This window comes from Nonomuraea sp. NPDC050733 (assembly GCF_040654215.1).
GTDB lineage: Bacteria > Actinomycetota > Actinomycetes > Streptosporangiales > Streptosporangiaceae > Nonomuraea.
This window is the reverse complement of record NZ_JBFAHO010000078.1, coordinates 1-12,970: the sequence shown is the minus strand read 5'-3', so window position 1 is coordinate 12,970 and position 12,970 is coordinate 1. Positions and strand designations below refer to the sequence as shown.

The following is a 12,970-nucleotide window of genomic DNA, read 5'->3' as shown; positions in this document are numbered from 1 at the left end:
CTCGGCCTTCCGCAAGGCGTTCGGCCCGGTCAAGCTCACCCCGCACGCCGAGGGCGTCGCCACGACCCTCGACTGGTACCGCCGCAACGCGGCCTCAACGCGCTGACCCCGCCGCTTTCCGATGCGAGAACACCACGACGTTCGCCCCGGCGGCGGTCAGGCGCCGCCAGCCGAGCCGCTCGTAGAGCCTGATCGCGTCTTCCGCCTGCGGGGCGGTGAGCAGCCAGCAGGCGTCGTCGCCGTCGCACAGCAGGTCGAGGATTCGCCCGGCGAGGCCCTGCCGGCGCGCGTGCGGGCTCACCGCCAGCTCGTCCACCTCCAGCGCTCCTACCAGGCGGGTCTCCACCGCGTCGCCGAGCTCGGCGCGGACGAGGTCGTAGGCGCGGCCCACGGGGAAGGGGCTCCGGGTGCGCCATGCCGTCCCGAAACCCGCGGGCTCGCCGTGGTCGTACGCCAGCACCGCCGTGAACCCCGGGCGGCGTACGTCCGTGGTCAGCCGCTCGGCGAAGGCGTCGGCGGCGCGCTCGTCCTCGCACCAGGGCGGCTCGCCGAACGCGGACCGGTAGATCTCCACCAGGTGGCCGGCACGGGCGAGCGCGTCGTGGCCGGTGAGGCGTTCGAAGTTCACCTGCCGCGGTGTCGCGACGGCCCAGACGGCGGGCACGTACTCGGCGATCATCGAAGTCTCCTCGAACGCCTGAGGGCTGAAGGAGAGCGTCGCGTGCACCGGCTCGATCTGATGCCACATGTGCCCTGCGAGCGATCTGGACGTCATCAAAATCCTCACTGTCTATATAGGATATGACGGTGACGATAGATCCCTGGCGCATCACTGGTCAACACCTAATAGACAGTTATGTCGGCAGGTGGGTGGAGCGTGCGGCCCTCCTGGTGAACTGTCTGGCCGTCACCACGGCGCACGGCCGGGTCGTCTCCCCGCCGGGATCGGGCGAGGAACGGCTCGCCGCGATCACCGCCCGGCTGGCCGCGTCCGGCACGCTCACCGGCGCCGACGCCGACGGGCTGGCGGAGGTCGCCGCCGAGCTGCGCCCGGTGTTCGGCGCGGACGACCACATCCACGGCGTCGCCGCGCGGCTCAACGACCTCCTGGCCCGGCACCGGGCCGTGCCCAACCTGCACGGCCACCCCGATCAGCCGCCCGTGCTCGCCTTCCACCCGGCCGACGCGACGCTCGTCGACGCGTGGGCCGCGGACATGGGCACGGCACTGGCCATGGTCATCGGCGTCGGTCAGTCGGCCCGGCTCGGCGCCTGCCGGGCCGGCACGTGCTCGCTGGTGTTCTTCGACACCACCCGCAACGCTTCACGCCGCTTCTGCGATCTGTCCTGCCAGAACCGCGCCAAAGCCAGCGCCTACCGGGCCAGAAGGGCGGGCCGTACGCCCTGACCCGGGCGACCGGCATGACGACCGCCTGTCCGGGGCCAGCCGAGATACCGGCGAAACCGGCCATGAGTCGATCTTGACGCCAGTTTCCGCAGGCGGGCATGCGGTCAGCGGTCAACCGTGATCAATGTGAAGGCGTCCTCCCCCATCGGCGGGCGACGTCATCGGCGGAGGGTGAAGAACGTGCGGAGGTCGTCGGCGAGGAGTTGGGGTTGCTCCTGCGCGGGATGGTGTCCGCCTTTGTCGTAGGTGTTCCAATGCACGATGGCGCTGTGGTCGCGTTCGGCGAGCGGGCGGATGGAGGGGAAGAAGTCGTCGGCAAAGCAGGCAAGGCCCAGCGGGATCGATGACGGTCCGGCAGGCGGCCTGTTGCCGTGATAGCCGATCAGGGCCGAACTGCCGGCGGTGTCGGTCAGCCAGTGGATGGCGGCGTTGGTGAGGATGTAGTCGTCGCTCACCGTGTCGCCGAACAGCTGCAGGTTCCAGGCCAGCTGGCCGGCCGGGGAGTCGGCGAGCGCGTGCGCCAGGGTCTGCGGCTGGGTGGACTGGAGGGCGAGGTAGGCGCTCCGGCCGGCCATGAAGCGTTCCAGGGCGGCCAGTTTCGCCCGGTCGTCCGGTCCCAGCAGGGCGCGCTCCGCCGGATCGGCGGAGGGCAGGGAGAAGATCTGGGTGACGTGCACCCCGACGACGCGGTGCGGATCCAGGCGTCCGAGCTCGATGGAGATCGAAGAGCCGACGTCGTTGCCGTGCGCGCCGTAACGCTCGTGACCGAGCCGGCGCATCAGCTCCGCCCACGCTGCGGCGACGCGGTGGTGATTCCAGCCCGGCTCACGCGGTACGCCGGAAAACCCGAAACCGGGCACTGAGGGGATGATGAGGTGGAAGGCGTCGCTCAGCCGGTCGATCAGCGGCAGGAACTCCACGACCGACATGGGCCAGCCATGGGTGAGAATGAGCGGCAGGGCGTCCGGCCGGGTCGAACGGATGTGCAGGAAGTGCACGTCAAGCCCGCCGATCTCGGTCAGGAACTGCGGATGGGCGTTGATCCGCCGCTCCCAGGCGCGCCAGTCATAGCCGTCGCGCCAGTACTCGACCAGGTGCCGGACGCGGTTGGCGGGCACGCCGAGGCCGCGGCCGGGCAGCGGGCGGGTGAAGCGGGTCGCGGCCAGTCGGGCGGCCAGGTCGTCCAGGGTCTCTTGCGGAATCTGCACCCGGTACGGCCGCATCATGACCGGGCCACCTCGTCCAGCACCCTGGCCAGCTCCGTCGGCTTGGTGATCATCGGCCAGTGCCCGGCGTCCAGCGTGATGACGTCGAGGCCCGGCAGGCGCGGCGGTCCGCCCGGGTCGGCCGCGCAGGCGATGTAGGTGCGCCGCAGCCTCCGCGCCGCGCCGAGGTCGGCCGGTGCCGGATCTTGGTAGGTGCCGATCGGCTGGCCGGCGCCGCGTGCCCGCAGCCAGGCCCGGTCCTCGGGGGTGAGCCCGTGCTCGCCGAAGTTGGCGTCGATGACCTCGTCGCTCATCACCGGGATCCGCCCGTCCCGGACGGTTTCCATGATCGCTTCGACGACGGGCGCGGGTGTGCTGTCGAACAGGCTCTTGCCGGCCTCGGGCAGGAGCGCGGCGAGGTAGACCACGTGGGAGATCCGTTCGGGAATCGTGGTGGCGGCGATCGTGGCCGGGGCTCCGCCGTAGGAGTGCGCCACGAGCACCACCTCGCGCAGCCCGGCGTACTCGATCGCGGCCGTGATGTCGCGGGCATGTGTGGTGAGCGTCGTGTCCGGCGAGCCCAGATGCGCGCGGTCGCCGAAACCGGTGAGCGTCAGCGGATGCACCTGGTGGCCGTAGGCGGTCAGCAGCGGCGTGACGCGCTCCCAGGCCCAGGCCCCGAGAAACGAACCGCCGACAAGAACGATGGTCGACACGGGCCGACTCCTTTCGATCGATCTCTTACCGGCGCAAGGCTAGGGAGGATTGTGGACGCTTTCTGCCCTCATTAGGATCGCGACCGTGTCCCGTCCCGCGACCCGCGTCCTGGCACTGCTGGAGATCCTGCAAGAGCGCGGCCTGGTGCCCGCCGACGAGCTGGCCCGGCGCCTGGACGTCGACGCCCGCGCCGTCCGCCGCTACATCACCGCCCTGCGCGACATGGACATCCCCGTCGAGTCCGTCCGCGGACGCTACGGCGGCTACCGGCTGGCCCGCGGCGTACGCCTGCCGCCCCTGATGCTCACCGACGACGAAGCTGTCGCCGTGGCGGTCGCGCTGGCCACCGGAAAGCAGCACGAACAGGTGGGAGAGCCCGGCCCGACCGACCGGGCGCTGGTCAAGCTCAACCGCGTCCTGCCCGCGCCGCTGCGCCGGCGCGTCACCGCGTTGATCGCCGCCACCTCGGCGACGGCAGGCCCGCTGACCCCCGAACCGCACCTGGCGCTGACGCTGGCCGCGGCCGTTCACGCCCGGCACACCGTCCGGATCGAGCACACCCGCGGCGCACGCGAGGTGGACCCGTACGGGCTCGTCGTGCACGCACGCCGCTGGTACCTGGTCGGACACGACCATCTCCGCGCCGCCATCCGCATGTACCGCCTGGACAGGATCAGCGACGCCGCCGAACTGCCCGGCCGATTCACCCCGCTCGGGGGTTTCGACCCCGTCACCCACGTGCTGCACACGTTGACGCTCGGCGCCTGGACCCACCGCACCGAGGTATGGCTCGACACCGACCTGCAGACCGCCCGCGACCATCTGTCGGCCACCTTCGGCAACCTGCACGCCTGCCCCGACGGCGGCGTGCTCCTGGTCAGCGGCGCGGAGAACCTGCCCGCCATGGCGCGCATCCTCACCGGCCTGCCCTGGCCCTTCACCGTCCGCAATCCGCCCGCGCTGGTCACGGCGCTCGCCGAGCACGTCACCGCGCTCACCCTGGCCGTCGCCCGCTCCCATCCCGCGCCATAGCCGTCGGCGCCTCTCAGCGCTGCACCGGTTCTACCCGTATCTCGGCCGGACCCGCTGTCCTCCTACTCGCCGCCGCGGCCCGCGCCGACGCTGAGGACGGTCAGCACGACGCAGGCGGCCGCGATCGCCGCGACCACGGCGGACACTCCCGCCCGCGACGCCGCCAGCGGCAGGAGCAGGATGACGACGGCGCAGCCCAGGGCCACGGCGGGACGGGGCACGGGCCTGGCCGCGATGGGAGCGTGGACCACCCCCAGCAGGACGAGGAACACCGCGGCCGGGATCGCGACGGCGTAGCAGATCGCGACGGGGGACGCCGTGACGTCGTGCCCCGTCTGCTCGGCCGCGACCTCGAGCCCGGCGCCGAGGGCGGCCAGGGCCGCGAAGATCCCGTAGTGGCCGTACCCCCACAGGTAGGACCGATGGCGGCGGTCGCCGAGACCCTCGCCCGCCGGGGTGAGGAAGTACAGCCACCAGAGCGCGAACAGCAGGACGAGCCCGGACACGGCCATGACGACGAGCGGGGTGCTCGTACGGGCCGCTTCGAGCGCCCCTTCGACACCCCGCGTCGCGGCGAGGACGCTCTCGCCGAGCAGGATGATCGTGAACAGGCCGTAGCGCTCGGCGATGTGGTGCGGATGCCAGGTGGTCGGTCTGGTCCGCTCCGCCCAGCGCGGCACCGCGAGCTCCAGGACGGCCAGCGCGGCGAAGAACGGCAGCGCGGCCGGCGACGGCAGCGCACCCGTCTCGGCCAGGACGAGGCGCAGTACCCAGCCCGCCTGCACGACGGTGATCCCCACGGCGTACCGCAGCGCGGTACGGCGACCGGCAGCGTCCTCGACGCCGGCCCGCACCCACTGGGCGACCAGCGCGATCCTCATGATCAGGTAGCCGATCGTGACGGCGCGGAAGTCGGAGTGGTCGGCCGCGGCCGGCACCCCGGCGGCCAGGACGAGCACGCCGCCCATCTGCACCATGGTCAGCAGCCGGTAGGGGACGTCGTCGGTGTCGTACGACGAGGCGAACCAGGTGAAGTTCATCCACGCCCACCAGATCGCGAAGAACACCTGCAGGAACGGCACGAGCCGGGCCAGGCCGTGACCGTCGGCGACGTCGTGGGCGAGCTGGGCGGTGACGGCGGCGACAGCCACCACGAAGGTGAGGTCGAACAGCAGCTCCAGCGGGCTCGAGGCGCGGTGGGGCTCGTCGATCGCCCGTGCGTTCATCCGCACCCGGATCGCTGGTGGCACGGTCCTGCTCCTGTCGGTCCATGGGAGTCCGTTCAGCCGCAAGACAGCGCAGCGTTCCGGTCTGTGACACCTCGGTGCCGCGATCAGCGACTTTATAAGAGCTTTCATCGAAGCTGTCACAAGCCGGAGTGATGTCTGGTCTTAGCTGGTGACAAGGCGGCAATCGAGGCCCCGGCGTACAGGAAGACATCTCATGAAGATCGTGGTGATCGGCGGCACAGGCCTGATCGGGTCGAAGCTCGTGACCAGGCTCGGCGAGCACGGCCACGAGGCGGTGGCCGCGGCGCCCGGCACCGGCGTCAACACCCTCACCGGCGAAGGACTGGCCGAGGCACTGACCGGAGCCTCCGTGGTGATCGACGTGTCCAACTCCCCGTCCTTCGAGGACCGCGCGGTGATGGAGTTCTTCGAGACCTCCACGGGCAACCTGCTCGCCGCCGAGGCGGCGGCGGGCGTCGGGCATCACGTCGCGCTGTCAGTCGTGGGAACCGAGCAGCACCCCGAGATCGGCTACTTCCGGGCGAAGATCGCTCAGGAACGGCTGATCGAGAAGTCGTCGATCCCGTTCTCGCTCGTGCACGCGACGCAGTTCTTCGAGTTCATCCGGAGAATCGCCGACACGGCCGCCGACGGTGACACGGTGCGGATCGCGCCGGTGCTCTTCCAGCCCATCGCGGGCGACGACGTCGCCCGGCAGGTCGGCGGGATCGCGCTGGGGACGCCGTTGAACGGGAGCGTCGAGATCGCCGGGCCGCAGCGGTTCCGGATGGACGCGTTCTTCCGCGACGCCCTGGCCGCCCTGGGCGACCCGCGGGAGGTGGTCACCGACCCGCACGCGCGCTACTTCGGAGCCGAGCTGACCGAGCGGGCCTTGGTGCCCGGCGACGGCGCCGTTCTCGGCGACATCACCTACACCGACTGGCTGCGCCGGACCCCGGCCGCCGGCTGACGCGTCAGATTGCTCGCGTCAGATTCCTCGCGTCAGATTCGTCAAGGAGGTACACCATGTCCGGCACCGAGTCCACGTCCCGATCGACCGCGTGGCAGACGGCGCTCACCGTGCTGCAGGAGGCCGAGCCGCCGTTCATCCCGGAGGGAGCGCACGCGATGACCGTGGTCGTCGAGTTCCCGCCCGGCGACCCCGGCACGCCGCCGCACCGGCACTACGGCCCGGCGTTCGGCTACGTGGAGCAGGGCGAGATGCTGCTGGAGATCGAAGGCCAGCCGGAGAGGGTCGTACACACCGGCGAGGCGTTCTGGGAGCCGGGTGGCGACGTCATCCACTACCAGGACGGCAACAACCGCGACGACGTCCCGCTCCGTTTCGTCGTCACGATGCTGTGCGAGCCCGGCAAGCCGATGCTCACCCTGGTCGACGACGAAGAGCTCGCGCAGCGCCGGGAGCGCCGCGCCCCTCGCCCGTCCTGACCCGCGACGATGGGCAGGAGTGACGGTCATGGCGACACCGGACCGGCGGCGGACCACTCCGGTGAGCCGGGCGGCCTCGACCAGGCGCGGCCGCACACCGGCGAAGACGGCTCCCCCGTCGTGGCCGTCGAGTCCGTGAACGGCCGGACGGGTCTGGTGCTGCGCCGGGACGGCCGGGCGGTGGGGGCGGTCAGCGTGAGCGTCGCCGGTGCCGAGGTCGTCGCCGTGTGGATCGTGCTGAACCCCGACAAACTGCACGGCTGGCACCACCCGTGACCAGCGCGCGGGCGCCTACCTCGCCCCCGAGTGCTGGACGACGGGGTCATGCTGCTGGGGCGGACGACCTGGCAGCTGTTCTCCCGGCTCTGGCCGGGCCGTGAGGTCTTGCGCGCGCTGATGGCCGAGGGCCTGGTCGACGCGTACCGGCTGTCAGGTGCGGGGTGCGGGCTCAGCCGTTGACGAAGGTGAGGCTCGTCGCGTCGTAGCGGGTGCCCGCGACCTGCTCGGGCGGGGCGGCGGCCTCGATGGCGGCGAGGTCCCCGGCCGACAGCTCGATGTCCAGGGCCGCGAGGTTCTCCTCCAGGTACCGCTGCCGCCGGGTGCCGGGGATCGGCACCACGTCGTCGCCCCGGTGCTGCACCCACGCCAGGGCGAGCTGGCCGGCGGTGACTCCCTTCGCCGCGGCCAGCTCGTTCAGCTTCGCGACGATCGCCAGGTTGCGTTCGAGGTTGCCGTCGGCGAACCGCGGCTGGCTGCGCCGCACGTCGCCCTCCGCCAGCTCCTCGACCGAGTTGTACCGGCCGGTCAGGAAGCCGCGCCCGAGCGGCGAGAACGGCACCAGGCCGATGCCGAGCTCGCGGCAGACCGGGGCGATCTCCGCCTCCAGGTCGCGGGTCCACAGCGACCACTCGCTCTGCAGCGCGGCGATCGAGTGCACCGCGTGCGCCCGCCGGATGGTGCTCGCGCCGGCCTCGGACAGCCCGAGGTGGCGGACCTTCCCGGCCGCCACCAGCTCGGCCATGGCGCCGACGGTCTCCTCGATCGGCACCTCCGGGTCGACCCGGTGCTGGTAGTAGAGGTCGATGTGGTCGACCCCGAGCCGGCGCAGCGACGCCTCGCACGCCTGCCGCACGTAGGCGGCGTCGCCGCGGATCCGGGTGGGCTCGCCCAGGCGGTTGGCGAAGCCGAACTTCGTGGCCAGCACCACCTCGTCGCGGCGCCCCGCGATGGCCCGTCCGATCAGCTCCTCGTTGTGCCCGGCGCCGTAGAAGTCGGAGGTGTCCAGGAAGGTCACCCCGAGGTCGAGGGCGTGGCGGAGTGTCGCGATCGACTGCGCGTCGTCCGCGGCGCCGTAGCCGTGACTCATGCCCATGCATCCCAGGCCCTGCGCGGGGACCGCCAGTTCACCCAGGTGCCGGGTGGGGACGTCGATCATGCTGCTGCCTCCTGGACTCTCGGAACCGTGTGCCCATGACGCTAGGCGTTGGAGCGCGCTCTAAGGCAAATTCGCTTCTGTACCTACTAGTATGTACGATAGCGGTCGTGGACACGAGAGAACGGCTCATCGAGAGCACCCGTGAGCTGCTGTGGGAGCGCGGCTACGTGGGCACCTCCCCCAAGGCCATCCAGCAGCGGTCCGGAGCGGGGCAGGGCAGCATGTACCACCACTTCCGCGACAAGCCCGCCCTTGCGCTGGCCGCGATCGGCCGCAGCGCCGAGGAGCTGCGCACCCGGGCCGAGACGGTGCTCGACGGCCCGGGGACCCCGCTGGAGCGGATCAGCGCCTACCTGCGCCGGGAGCGCGAGGCCCTGCGGGGCTGCCCGGTCGGCCGCCTCACCCAGGACCCGGACGTGATGGCCGATCCCGCGCTGCGCCGCCCGGTCGAGGAGACGTTCGCCTGGCTGCGCGCCCGTCTGGCCGGAGTCCTCGGAGAAGGACGGTCCACGGGCGAGCTGGACCCCGCGCTCGACCCTGCGAGCACCGCCACCGCGCTCGTCGCGGTGCTGCAGGGCGGCTACGTCGTGGCCCGCGCCGCGGGCGACGCCGAGGTGTACGCGCAGGCCGTCGACGGCGCGCTCGGCCTGCTCGCCGGGCACGCCCGCCACTGACCGCACCACTGGAGAGGACGAACATGCCCTTTGTACGCATTGACGCGATCCGTGCCGACGACAAGCGACTGGAGAACCTGGGCCGGGCCGTGCACGACGCCCTGGTCGAGGCCCTCGGCATCCCTGCGGACGACCTGTTCCAGGTGCTGACCGGCCACGACGGCACGCGGAGCCTGATCCGCTACGGCGCCGACTACCTCGGCATCCACCGGGATGACGACCTCGTGTTCGTCGACGTCACCATGCGATCCGGCCGCACCGCCGGCCAGAAGCACGCCCTCTACCGCAGGATCGCCGAGCTGGCCGAGGAGTACGCGGGCACCGAGCCGCGGAACGTCCTGGTCAAGATCACCGAGAACGAGTTGATCGACTGGTCGTTCGGCGACGGCGTGGCCCAGTACGCGCGGGCCGATCTCCGCGGCGACGGCATCTCCTAGGGGGGCGGGGCAGAATCCTGCCCATGGATGTCACGCTGCGAAAGACCATCGCGGAGCTGAACGAGGCCGCCGCCCGGCACGACGCCACCCGGCAGGACCGGCTGGAGCGGTGGCGGGTGCTGGAGCCCGACGCCGGGGAGTTCCTGTGGTTCCTGGCCCAGAGCTCCGGGGCCAGGATCATCGTGGAGGTCGGCACCTCGCGCGGCGTGTCGACGCTGTGGCTGGCCGACGCCGCCCGAGCGACCGGCGGGCACGTCCTCAGCCTCGACACCGACGCCGACGCCCAGGGGCACGCCCGCCGCGCGGTGAGCGACGCGGGGCTGGCCGAGCATGTCGACTTCCGCGTCGAGGACGGCGGCACCGCGCTCGCCCGCATGCCGGACGGCGCGGTGGACCTGCTCTTCCTCGACGCCGAACGCACCGAGTACGCCTCCTGGTGGCCGCACCCCTACCGGGTGCTGCGCCAGGGCGGCGTGCTCGTCGCCGACAACGCCCTGTCCCACCCCGAGGAGATCGCCCCGCTGCACGACCTCCTCCTGCGGCAGCCGCACATGACCGTCACCACGATCAACGTCGGCAAGGGCGAGCTGGTCGCGCTCCGACGCTGACCGGGTGCGGGTCAGTCCGTCCCGGACTCCATCGCGGCGTGGTCGAGCAGCTCGTCGTCCTCGGGGACCTCCCCGCGGGAGGCGATCGCCTCGGCCCCGCCCTCGGACATCGCGCCGATCAGCCCGGTCGTGGCCGCCGGCGGGGTGCCGATCAGCGTCGTCTGCGGGCTGCCGACCATGCCGAGCCGGGCGTACTGCTCCAGCTTGGCGCGCGAGTCGGCGATGTCGAGGTTGCGCATGGTGAGCTGGCCGATGCGGTCGACCGGCCCGAAGGCGGAGTCCTCGGTCCGCTCCATGGACAGCTTGTCCGGGTGGTAGCTGAACGCCGGGCCGGAGGTGTCCAGGACGGAGTAGTCCTCGCCGCGGCGCAGCCGCAGCGTCACCTCGCCGGTGATCGCCGTGCCGACCCAGCGCTGCAGCGACTCGCGCACCATCAGCGCCTGCGGGTCCAGCCAGCGGCCCTCGTACATCAGCCGGCCCAGCCGCCGGCCCTCGATGTGGTAGGTGGCGAGGGTGTCCTCGTTGTGGATCGCGTTGACCAGCCGCTCGTACGCCGCGTGCAGCAGGGCCATGCCCGGCGCCTCGTAGATGCCGCGGCTCTTGGCCTCGATGATCCGGTTCTCGATCTGGTCGGACATACCCATGCCGTGCCGGCCGCCGATGGCGTTGGCCTCCAGCACCAGGTCGACGGCGGAGGAGAACTCCTTGCCGTTGATCGTGACCGGCCGGCCCTGCTCGAAGCCGATCGTCACGTCCTCGGCGGCGATCTCGACCTCGGGGTCCCAGAACCGCACGCCCATGATCGGCTCGACGATCTCGATGCCCGCGTCGAGGTGCTCGAGCGCCTTGGCCTCGTGGGTCGCGCCCCAGATGTTGGCGTCGGTGGAGTAGGCCTTCTCCGTGCTGTCCCGGTACGGCAGGGCGCGGGCGAGCAGCCACTCGGACATCTCCTTGCGGCCGCCCAGCTCGCTGACGAAGTCGGCGTCCAGCCACGGCTTGTAGATCCGCAGGGAGGGGTTGGCGAGCAGGCCGTAACGGTAGAACCGCTCGATGTCGTTGCCCTTGAAGGTGGAGCCGTCGCCCCAGATCAACACGTCGTCCTCGAGCATCGCTCGCACCAGCAGGGTGCCGGTGACGGCCCGCCCGAGCGGGGTGGTGTTGAAGTAGGTGCGGCCGCCGGAGCGGATGTGGAAGGCCCCGCAGGCCAGCGCCGCGAGCCCCTCTTCGACGAGGGCCGCGCGGCAGTCGACCAGCCGGGCGATCTCGGCCCCGTAGGCCGTGGCGCGGCCCGGCACCGAGGCGATGTCGGGCTCGTCGTACTGGCCGATGTCAGCGGTGTAGGTGCAGGGCACTGCACCGTTCTCGCGCATCCACGCGACCGCTACCGACGTGTCGAGGCCGCCGGAGAAGGCGATGCCGACACGTTCACCGACAGGCAGGGAGGTGAGTACCTTGGACACGAGCAGAAGTATATACACACCAATGCATGGCCATGCAAAGCAGCGCTCGCCGGCTCACCGGATGGCGGCCGCCACCGCGACGGTGATCGTGCGGGGATTGGCCGGCACGGCGACGCCCTCCACCAGGACCGTCGGCGTTCCGCTCACCCCGCGCCGGGCGGCCCCGGCCGTCACGTACGCGGTCCAGTCGAGGTAGGCGCCCGAGCGCACGCACGCGCCGAACGACCCGGCGTCGAGCCCCACCGTGCCGCCGAGCTCGATCAGCTCGTCGTCGGTGAGCCCCGGGCCTCCCTCGGGAGGCTGGTGGGCGAAGAGCGCGGCGGCGTACGGCACGAACCTGCCGCCGTCGGAGGCGCAGCCGGAGGAGGCGGACGCGCGGGAGGAGTAGCGGTTGGTGGACAACCCGTCCAGGAACCCCATCGGGTGGTAGACCAGCCTGATCGCGTCGTCGGCCACCAGGTCGCCGAGGACCGGCCCCGACGCCTGCTCGAACATCCGGCAGAACGGGCACTGGAAGTCGATGTAGGCGTCCACCCTGACCGGGCCGTCGCCGACGACGACCCCGTCCCCGCTCTCGGAGACCCCGGCCGGCACATGGTTGGGCGCCCTGGTCGCGTGCGGTGGTGTGCTCATGTGCTCCTCTTTCCGGCCTCTTTCTGGAACGTTGAGGTGCAGCCTTCGTACCCCCCTCTCTCGAGGACTCCGCCAAGAACGGCCAAAAAGGCAGCGACGAGCGGCTTCTTACGGCGTGCCGGAAGAAGCCGGGCGCCGGACCACGGCGGTCGCCGCCCCATGAGAAGATCAACATCATGACTGGTCTCCCCGACCTGGGCCGCCGCGATCGTGAAGAGCTCCGGACGACGACCGACCCCGTGGCCGGGGTTCCCAGCATCGGGCAGATCGCCGGATTACGGCCGCGCCGCCGGCCCGGTGACGGCGGTGAGGTGAGCCATGCCGACGTCGATCTGCTGGACGCGCTGGACCCGTCCGACCGGCGTACCGTGGCGGGCTGGCTGGAGGCCGGGTCCTCCCCCGGCACGCGCCGCGTCCGCCTGCGGGTGATGGCCTCGTTCCTGCGTTGGCTGCGCGTCGCCGAGCCGGACGCCGACCTGCTCGCCGTCACCGGGCCGCAGGTGGACCGTTACTGCGACGCGGCGCTCGACGGCCGTCTGCCCGGCGGCGAGGCCGGGCCGGGCAGGTCCCTGGCGGGCACGACGGTGGCCAGGAAACGCGCCGTCCTGACGTCCTTCTACGTCTTCGCCTGGCGATGCGGCGCGACGCGGCCCGGCCGCCCCCCGGCAGCCGGGGCGGCCGACG

At 71.7% G+C, this 12,970-nt stretch carries 17 protein-coding genes; 10 read left to right on the top strand and 7 right to left on the bottom strand.

Annotation, left to right across the window (positions count from 1 at the left end; all coding sequences use genetic code 11):
• Nucleotides 1–94: 94 nt before the first annotated feature.
• Entirely contained in the window at nt 95–775 is a 681-nt protein-coding gene (locus tag AB0H64_RS44540; protein ID WP_357637914.1) for a GNAT family N-acetyltransferase, read from the bottom strand.
• A gap of 95 nt (nt 776–870) precedes the next feature.
• Between AB0H64_RS44540 and AB0H64_RS44535 the strand changes: the two genes are divergently transcribed.
• Entirely contained in the window at nt 871–1,407 is a 537-nt protein-coding gene (locus AB0H64_RS44535; RefSeq protein WP_357637911.1) for a CGNR zinc finger domain-containing protein, read from the top strand.
• Nucleotides 1,408–1,565: 158 nt separating this feature from the next.
• Here AB0H64_RS44535 and AB0H64_RS44530 read toward each other — a convergent pair whose 3' ends face one another.
• Nucleotides 1,566–2,633: an epoxide hydrolase family protein gene (locus AB0H64_RS44530; protein WP_357637909.1), complete on the bottom strand. Its 1,068-nt coding sequence runs from the start codon at nt 2,631–2,633 to the stop codon at nt 1,566–1,568.
• Nucleotides 2,630–3,328: an alpha/beta fold hydrolase gene (locus AB0H64_RS44525; protein WP_357637906.1), complete on the bottom strand. Its 699-nt coding sequence runs from the start codon at nt 3,326–3,328 to the stop codon at nt 2,630–2,632. Before AB0H64_RS44525 ends, AB0H64_RS44530 begins: the two co-directional genes overlap by 4 nt.
• A gap of 85 nt (nt 3,329–3,413) precedes the next feature.
• On the opposite strand from AB0H64_RS44525, the gene AB0H64_RS44520 reads away from it, so the two are divergent.
• Nucleotides 3,414–4,361 carry a YafY family protein gene (locus tag AB0H64_RS44520; protein ID WP_357637904.1) on the top strand — a complete coding sequence of 316 codons (948 nt, stop codon included), beginning with the start codon at nt 3,414–3,416 and terminating at the stop codon, nt 4,359–4,361.
• Nucleotides 4,362–4,423: 62 nt separating this feature from the next.
• Here the strand turns inward: AB0H64_RS44520 and AB0H64_RS44515 are convergent, their stop codons facing one another.
• Nucleotides 4,424–5,611: a low temperature requirement protein A gene (locus AB0H64_RS44515; protein WP_357637901.1), complete on the bottom strand. Its 1,188-nt coding sequence runs from the start codon at nt 5,609–5,611 to the stop codon at nt 4,424–4,426.
• Nucleotides 5,612–5,804: 193 nt separating this feature from the next.
• On the opposite strand from AB0H64_RS44515, the gene AB0H64_RS44510 reads away from it, so the two are divergent.
• The 4 genes from AB0H64_RS44510 to AB0H64_RS44495 are packed head-to-tail and all read left to right on the top strand — an operon-like array spanning nt 5,805 to nt 7,498.
• Complete coding sequence (locus AB0H64_RS44510; protein ID WP_357637899.1) at nt 5,805–6,560, top strand: SDR family oxidoreductase; 756 nt, start codon at nt 5,805–5,807, stop codon at nt 6,558–6,560.
• A gap of 56 nt (nt 6,561–6,616) precedes the next feature.
• Complete coding sequence (locus tag AB0H64_RS44505) at nt 6,617–7,039, top strand: cupin domain-containing protein (RefSeq protein WP_357637896.1); 423 nt, start codon at nt 6,617–6,619, stop codon at nt 7,037–7,039.
• 9 nt (nt 7,040–7,048) lie between these two features.
• Complete coding sequence (locus AB0H64_RS44500) at nt 7,049–7,315, top strand: hypothetical protein (protein ID WP_357637894.1); 267 nt, start codon at nt 7,049–7,051, stop codon at nt 7,313–7,315.
• A 30-nt stretch (nt 7,316–7,345) separates the two neighbouring features.
• Complete coding sequence (locus AB0H64_RS44495) at nt 7,346–7,498, top strand: hypothetical protein (RefSeq protein ID WP_357637891.1); 153 nt, start codon at nt 7,346–7,348, stop codon at nt 7,496–7,498.
• Here the strand turns inward: AB0H64_RS44495 and AB0H64_RS44490 are convergent.
• On the bottom strand, nt 7,488–8,474 hold the full coding sequence (locus AB0H64_RS44490) for an aldo/keto reductase (protein ID WP_357637889.1): 987 nt from the start codon (nt 8,472–8,474) through the stop codon (nt 7,488–7,490). The genes AB0H64_RS44495 and AB0H64_RS44490 overlap by 11 nt on opposite strands.
• Nucleotides 8,475–8,581: 107 nt before the next feature.
• Between AB0H64_RS44490 and AB0H64_RS44485 the strand changes: the two genes are divergently transcribed.
• From AB0H64_RS44485 to AB0H64_RS44475, 3 genes are read left to right on the top strand one after another with little or no spacing between them, the layout of a single operon-like run.
• Nucleotides 8,582–9,148 carry a TetR/AcrR family transcriptional regulator gene (locus AB0H64_RS44485; RefSeq protein WP_357637886.1) on the top strand — a complete coding sequence of 189 codons (567 nt, stop codon included), beginning with the start codon at nt 8,582–8,584 and terminating at the stop codon, nt 9,146–9,148.
• Between the two features lie 23 nt (nt 9,149–9,171).
• Nucleotides 9,172–9,585 carry a tautomerase family protein gene (locus tag AB0H64_RS44480; RefSeq protein WP_357637883.1) on the top strand — a complete coding sequence of 138 codons (414 nt, stop codon included), beginning with the start codon at nt 9,172–9,174 and terminating at the stop codon, nt 9,583–9,585.
• 23 nt (nt 9,586–9,608) lie between these two features.
• The gene (locus AB0H64_RS44475) at nt 9,609–10,193 is read left to right on the top strand and encodes a class I SAM-dependent methyltransferase (RefSeq protein ID WP_357637881.1); all 585 of its coding nucleotides are present in this window, start codon (nt 9,609–9,611) and stop codon (nt 10,191–10,193) included.
• A gap of 11 nt (nt 10,194–10,204) precedes the next feature.
• Here AB0H64_RS44475 and argG read toward each other — a convergent pair whose 3' ends face one another.
• On the bottom strand, nt 10,205–11,653 hold the full coding sequence (gene argG / locus AB0H64_RS44470; RefSeq protein WP_357637879.1) for an argininosuccinate synthase: 1,449 nt from the start codon (nt 11,651–11,653) through the stop codon (nt 10,205–10,207).
• A 54-nt stretch (nt 11,654–11,707) separates the two neighbouring features.
• Nucleotides 11,708–12,286: a thioredoxin domain-containing protein gene (locus tag AB0H64_RS44465; protein WP_357637877.1), complete on the bottom strand. Its 579-nt coding sequence runs from the start codon at nt 12,284–12,286 to the stop codon at nt 11,708–11,710.
• Nucleotides 12,287–12,462: 176 nt separating this feature from the next.
• Between AB0H64_RS44465 and AB0H64_RS44460 the strand changes: the two genes are divergently transcribed.
• Nucleotides 12,463–12,970: hypothetical protein (locus tag AB0H64_RS44460; protein WP_357637874.1), on the top strand; the 508-nt coding region annotated here is incomplete at its 3' end.

Excerpts from the sequence above, each read along its gene's own strand:
- AB0H64_RS44540 (WP_357637914.1), bottom strand. The coding sequence starts at position 775 with ATGACGTCCAGATCGCTCGCAGGGCACATGTGGCATCAGATCGAGCCG.
- AB0H64_RS44530 (WP_357637909.1), bottom strand. The coding sequence starts at position 2,633 with ATGATGCGGCCGTACCGGGTGCAGATTCCGCAAGAGACCCTGGACGAC.
- AB0H64_RS44510 (WP_357637899.1), top strand. The coding sequence starts at position 5,805 with ATGAAGATCGTGGTGATCGGCGGCACAGGCCTGATCGGGTCGAAGCTC.
- AB0H64_RS44505 (WP_357637896.1), top strand. The coding sequence starts at position 6,617 with ATGTCCGGCACCGAGTCCACGTCCCGATCGACCGCGTGGCAGACGGCG.
- AB0H64_RS44500 (WP_357637894.1), top strand. The coding sequence starts at position 7,049 with ATGGGCAGGAGTGACGGTCATGGCGACACCGGACCGGCGGCGGACCAC.
- AB0H64_RS44490 (WP_357637889.1), bottom strand. The coding sequence starts at position 8,474 with ATGATCGACGTCCCCACCCGGCACCTGGGTGAACTGGCGGTCCCCGCG.
- AB0H64_RS44480 (WP_357637883.1), top strand. The coding sequence starts at position 9,172 with ATGCCCTTTGTACGCATTGACGCGATCCGTGCCGACGACAAGCGACTG.
- AB0H64_RS44475 (WP_357637881.1), top strand. The coding sequence starts at position 9,609 with ATGGATGTCACGCTGCGAAAGACCATCGCGGAGCTGAACGAGGCCGCC.
- AB0H64_RS44465 (WP_357637877.1), bottom strand. The coding sequence starts at position 12,286 with ATGAGCACACCACCGCACGCGACCAGGGCGCCCAACCATGTGCCGGCC.